This is a genomic window from Streptomyces sp. NPDC054840 (genome assembly GCF_053611065.1).
Window position 1 is genome coordinate 1 of record NZ_JBSGZP010000584.1, and the last position, 4,764, is coordinate 4,764.

General features: G+C 73.9%; 7 protein-coding genes. 4 read left to right on the forward strand and 3 right to left on the reverse strand.

Translation table 11 applies throughout. From position 1 onward, the window contains the following. Nucleotides 1-211 precede the first annotated feature (211 nt). Complete coding sequence (locus tag ACWGIU_RS30080) at nt 212-1,432, reverse strand: RNA polymerase sigma factor (RefSeq protein ID WP_453711065.1); 1,221 nt, start codon at nt 1,430-1,432, stop codon at nt 212-214. Between the two features lie 67 nt (nt 1,433-1,499). Further along, nucleotides 1,500-1,859, reverse strand: coding sequence for a YciI family protein (locus ACWGIU_RS30085; protein ID WP_453711055.1), 360 nt, complete (start codon nt 1,857-1,859; stop codon nt 1,500-1,502). Between the two features lie 358 nt (nt 1,860-2,217). Here ACWGIU_RS30085 and ACWGIU_RS30090 point away from each other — a divergent pair, with 358 nt between their 5' ends. Further along, nucleotides 2,218-2,583 carry a DoxX family protein gene (locus ACWGIU_RS30090; protein ID WP_453711057.1) on the forward strand — a complete coding sequence of 122 codons (366 nt, stop codon included), beginning with the start codon at nt 2,218-2,220 and terminating at the stop codon, nt 2,581-2,583. Between the two features lie 62 nt (nt 2,584-2,645). Here ACWGIU_RS30090 and ACWGIU_RS30095 read toward each other — a convergent pair whose 3' ends face one another. Further along, nucleotides 2,646-2,915: a hypothetical protein gene (locus ACWGIU_RS30095; RefSeq protein WP_453711059.1), complete on the reverse strand. Its 270-nt coding sequence runs from the start codon at nt 2,913-2,915 to the stop codon at nt 2,646-2,648. Nucleotides 2,916-3,034: 119 nt separating this feature from the next. Here ACWGIU_RS30095 and ACWGIU_RS30100 point away from each other — a divergent pair, with 119 nt between their 5' ends. From ACWGIU_RS30100 to ACWGIU_RS30110, 3 genes are all read left to right on the forward strand, one after another. Further along, on the forward strand, nt 3,035-3,373 hold the full coding sequence (locus ACWGIU_RS30100; RefSeq protein ID WP_402664328.1) for a thioredoxin family protein: 339 nt from the start codon (nt 3,035-3,037) through the stop codon (nt 3,371-3,373). 429 nt (nt 3,374-3,802) lie between these two features. After that, a complete protein-coding gene (locus ACWGIU_RS30105; RefSeq protein ID WP_453711061.1) occupies nt 3,803-4,156 on the forward strand; it encodes a DUF1304 domain-containing protein in 354 nt (117 codons plus the stop codon). Further along, nucleotides 4,153-4,764 (forward strand): TetR/AcrR family transcriptional regulator (locus tag ACWGIU_RS30110; RefSeq protein ID WP_453711063.1); only part of this gene is annotated, 612 nt, incomplete at its 3' end. The genes ACWGIU_RS30105 and ACWGIU_RS30110, both read left to right, overlap by 4 nt.

Below are 4,764 nucleotides of genomic sequence, written 5' to 3' on the forward strand. Positions count from 1 at the left end.
GTGCAGGCCGGTCGGGAGCCGCCGCCCGTAACCCGGCCGGCGAACGTGACGCGCGGGGTGAGGCGCGCGCCGCCCTCTGCCGTCCGCGCGGCTTCGGGCCGCCACAGCACGGTCGGCGACGGTGGCGGTCGGGCGGGGCGGTGGATCCGCCCGGCCCGCTCAGCCCGCCCGGTCCGCGGGGCTCACGGGGCTCACGGGGCTGCGGCGCCGCTCACAGGCGGGCCGCGCGGCCCAGCAGCAGGGTGCGTTCCCGCGCATTGCGGGTGAGGGAGGCCGCCCGCTCGAACTCCGCTCGGGCCTCGTGGCTGCGGCCCAGCCGCTCCAGCAGGTCTCCCCGGACGCTCGGCAGCAAGTGGTAGGTGCGCAGGGCCGGTTCCCGGGCCAGGGCATCGACCAGCGGCAGCGCCGCCGCCGGACCCGCGGACATCGAGACGGCCACCGCCCGGTTGAGTTCCACCACGGGGGACGGGATGAGCTGGACGAGCCGCCCGTACAGTGCGGCGATCCTCGGCCAGTCCGTGTCCTCGTAGCGGACAGCCGCAGCGTGGCAGCCGGCGATCGCGGCCTGGACGGAGTAGGGGCCGTTCCCGGCGTGGCCCAGCGCCCGGGCGCCCCGGTGGATGAGCATGCGGTTCCACCGGGACCGGTTCTGGTCGGCGAGCAGCACCGGTTCCCCGTCGGGGCCGGTGCGGGTGGCGATCCGGGAAGCCTGGAACTCCAGCAGCGCGACCAGGCCGTGCACCTCGGGCTCCTCGGGCACCAGGGCGGCCAGTACCCGGGCCAGGCGCAGGGCGTCCTCGCACAGGGCGGGGCGGACGAGGTCGTCGCCCGCGGTCGCCGCGTACCCCTCGTTGAAGACGAGGTAGATGACCTCCAGGACCGAGGAGAGCCGCGCCTCGCGGTCGGCGCCGTACGGGACCTCGAAGGGCACCCCCGCCTTGGCCAGGGCCCGCTTCGCCCGGACGATGCGCTGGGCGACGGTGGCCTCGGAGGTGAGGAAGGCGCGGGCGATCTCCGGGGTGGTCAGCCCGCCCATCAGCCGGAGGGTGAGTGCGATCCGGGCCTCGGTGGCGAGGACGGGGTGGCAGGAGGTGAAGATCAGGCGCAGCAGGTCGTCGTCGATGTCCTCGGGGTCGGCCGGCTCGGCGGGCGGTGGCACGTCCTCCAGGCTCCGGCCGACCTCCGCGAGCTTGCGCGCGTAGGTCTCCCTGCGGCGGACGAGGTCGATGGCGCGGTGCTTGGCAGTGGTCATGAGCCAGGCGCCGGGCCGGTCCGGGACCCCTGCCTTCGGCCATTGCTCCAGTGCCGAGACGAGGGCGTCCTGGGCGATCTCCTCGGCGATGCCCACGTCCCGCACGACGCGGGCGACACAGGCGATGATCCGCGCGGACTCGATCCTGAACACCGCTTCGACCGCCTGGGCCGTACTCACTGCCGTCACGGCCACCCATCAGAGCAGCCGTGACGAGGCAGGGCAAATGCGGCGCGGGCGTGCGGGATCACATCTCCTGGATCTCCCGGACCTCGGCACTCACGTTCCACTCCGCCGGGTGGATCTCCAGGAACCGCCGGGTCCACTCGATGGCCTCGGCCTTGTCCTTGCACTGGGAGAGGGAGTAGCCGCCGACGACCTCCTTGGTCTCGGTGAAGGGGCCGTCCGTGTAGCTGATCTTCCCGCCCGACCAGCTGAGGCGGGTCGCCTCGGAGGTGGGGAGCAGTCCGGCGGTGTCGAGCATGACCCCCGCCTTGGTGATCTCCTCCAGGAGGGCTCCCATGCGCTGCTCGAACTCGGGCGGGAACGAGGTGTCGGCGGGCAGTTCCCGCTCGTTGATGCGGATCATGGTCAGGAAGCGCGGCATGGTGACTCCTCGGTCGGGAGGGCGGGGACTCTCCCCGCCTCTCACCCCTGCGTCGAACGGGAGACGCCCGGATCGACAGCCTCCGGGAAATTCTTCGAAGATTTTCCCGGGGCGGCCACCGGAGCCCGCATCCGGCCGGTACGAGCCGGGCGCCCATCCGGTCGCAGAACCGGGCACCCCAGCACCCGGGCGGGCGGGGCGGGACCGCGACATGCGCTACGGGACCAGGGCAGTCGGATGGTCGGGCAGTCGGACCGGAATGTGACGGCGGGCCGGAAAACCGGTCCGACCGCTCGGCCATATCCGACTACTCGCGAGTAGCATCGCGGGTCCGGACACCTTCGAGAGGACTCCCCCGATGCCACGCGTCTCCTCCCCCCTCCTCCTGGCCGGCCTCCTGGCCACGGCGGCGGTCGCCCACGCGGCCGCGCCGAGGAAGTTCGACGCGATCGTGCCCCGTTCACTGCCGGGCAGCCCGCGCGGGTGGACGTACGCCAGCGGGGTGGCCGAACTGGCCCTCGCCGCCGGTGTCGCCCATCCGCGCACCCGCCGGCCGGCCGCGCTGGCCACGGCGGCCTTCTTCGTCGGCGTGTTCCCGGCGAACGTGAAGATGGCCGCCGACGCACGCCACGGCTCCCCCCTCACCCGGGCCGTGACGCTCGGCCGACTGCCCCTGCAGGTACCGCTGGTGCTCTGGGCGCGCAAGGTGAGCCGGGACGCCTGAGACCGCCGATCCGGTCGCCGATTCCGCGGCCGTACCGGCCCTGCCGGGGCGGGCCCCGGTACTCAGCGGCTGTCTCCCGTCCAGTCCCAGTGGCCCGGGTCCTCCGCGCGGCGGCGGTAGTGGGCACGGCCGCCCGCCCCGTAGCGCCCTATCTCCGTCGGGAGCCTGACCTCCTCCGCGAGCTGGGTCGCGCTCCAGCCGGTGACGTCCAGGAGGAGCCCGTCGAGCGGCCCGCCGACCAGCTCGCCGTAGGTGTGTCCGGGGCGCGGTCCGGGGTCGGGGTCCTCGTGGTCGGCGCCGTAGACCCGGCGCCGAAGCATCCTGTCTTCCATACCGCTCAGTTTCACAGCCACCACTGACAACGCACCCGGCGGCCGCGGGCCCGGTGCGGCGGCGATGATGGGGGCCGCCCTCCCCGTCCGGGGAGGCACACGAGCGAGGAGCGACACGCATGGCACGTCGGGTGCACCAGCCACTGGAGAACCAGGAGTTCGACTTCATCCTCTCGATGACGACCGGACCCGTTCTCGCGTACTTCTGCGGCACCTGGCCCAAGGCCGTCGAGGCGTGCCGCGCGATGGACGCCGTCGTCGGGGAGCTGACCGAGGAGTACGGCACGCGGTTCACCGCCGTTCGTACCGACATGACCCGCTGTCCCGAGCCGACCAGGCGTTACGGGGTGACGGGCGCACCGACCGCCGTGCTCATCAAGGACGGGGAGGCGGTCGCGAGCCAGGCGGGACCGATGACGCGCGAGGAGTTCCGCGCGTTCCTGGACGCCCACCTCTGACAGACCTGAGCCGGACGCGCCGGTCCCACGCGCCGGGACGACCGCGTAGAGCGCGCGGGTGGCGCCGCGCGCGGTCCCTTCCTCGTTCAGCACGCGTGTCCCCCCAGGCACGCGTACGGCCGCCGGGTTCCCGCGAAGGGGGCCTCCGGAGAGCCGGAGCGCCGCTCCCGCACGGACGTCGCACAGCTCGGCGGCGAGCTTCTCCATGCCCGAGATCGGGCGGGGTGGCAGCGCTCCCGCCCCGCGATCCGGTAGGGAGCCGAGCCCCCGTCTTCGGCCTACAGCACGTCGCCTCGCACGGGGCGGGTCACAGGGCCGGCGTAGCAACGCGGCCCGAGCCCGACTTCCTGTACAGTTGTCCAGGAAATACCGACGGGTATGCCGAACCTCATCCGGCCCCGTACCTCGACCTGAGAAGTGGAGGCGGCCATGCACACGGTCGCTCAGATCCTGATCGGCCTCGTGGCCGCGCTGCACGCGTACTTCATGGTTCTGGAGATGTTCCTGTGGCAGCGGCCCCCGGGGCGGGCGCTGTCCGGCTTCGACGCCGACACCGCTCGCCTCACCGCGCCACTCGCCGCCAACCAGGGCCTCTACAACGGCTTCCTCGCCGCCGGCCTGGTCTGGTCGCTCGTCATCGACTCGCTCGCCACCCAAATCTTCTTCCTGGCCTGCGTGATCGTCGCCGGGATCTACGGGGCGGCCACCGCCAACCGCCGGATCCTGGTGGCCCAGGCCCTGCCCGGCGCCCTCGCCCTCGGCGCGGCGCTCCTGGCCGCGTGAGCCCGGAGGACCCGCGTACGGAGGACCCGCGTACGGTCGATCCGCGTACCAAGGACCCGCGCGCGCAGGACCCTCGGACGGCCCGGACGAAGGGGCGGCTGCGGGCGAGCCTGCTGGCCGAGTGCGCCGACCGGCCGCTCGCCGAGGCCAGTGTCTCGGCGGTGGTCCGCCGGGCCGGCATCGGCCGCGCCACCTTCTACCTGCACTACGAGGACCTCACCGCGCTGGCCGTGGACGCGTGCGCGGACGTGGTGCACGCGGCGGTCGACGCCCTGCACGCCTGGCAGACCGGCCCGTCGCCGCTTCCCCCGGCCCGGCCCCCCGCCGCGCTGGCCGCCTTCCTGGCAGAGGCGGCCGACCGGGCGCCGCTGTACCGGACCCTGCTCCTCCCGGGCGGCGACGGCCCGCTCGGCGGGCGCCTTCACCGGGAACTGCGCGCCCGGGCCATGGCGGAACGGTCGGCGGTGGGCGCCCCACACCCCGAGCTGGTCGCGTCGGCGGTCGCGGCCGCGTTCACCGGCGTCCTCGCGGACTGGCTGCACGAGGACATCCGGGCAGATCCGGAGACCCTGGCCGACCACCTGTGGCGGCTGCTGACGGCCCTCCAC

Bases quoted from the DNA above. Each gene is read 5' to 3' on its own strand.
- ACWGIU_RS30085 (WP_453711055.1), bottom strand. From the start codon at position 1,859: ATGCCGCGCTTCCTGACCATGATCCGCATCAACGAGCGGGAACTGCCC.
- ACWGIU_RS30090 (WP_453711057.1), top strand. From the start codon at position 2,218: ATGCCACGCGTCTCCTCCCCCCTCCTCCTGGCCGGCCTCCTGGCCACG.
- ACWGIU_RS30095 (WP_453711059.1), bottom strand. From the start codon at position 2,915: ATGGAAGACAGGATGCTTCGGCGCCGGGTCTACGGCGCCGACCACGAG.
- ACWGIU_RS30100 (WP_402664328.1), top strand. From the start codon at position 3,035: ATGGCACGTCGGGTGCACCAGCCACTGGAGAACCAGGAGTTCGACTTC.
- ACWGIU_RS30105 (WP_453711061.1), top strand. From the start codon at position 3,803: ATGCACACGGTCGCTCAGATCCTGATCGGCCTCGTGGCCGCGCTGCAC.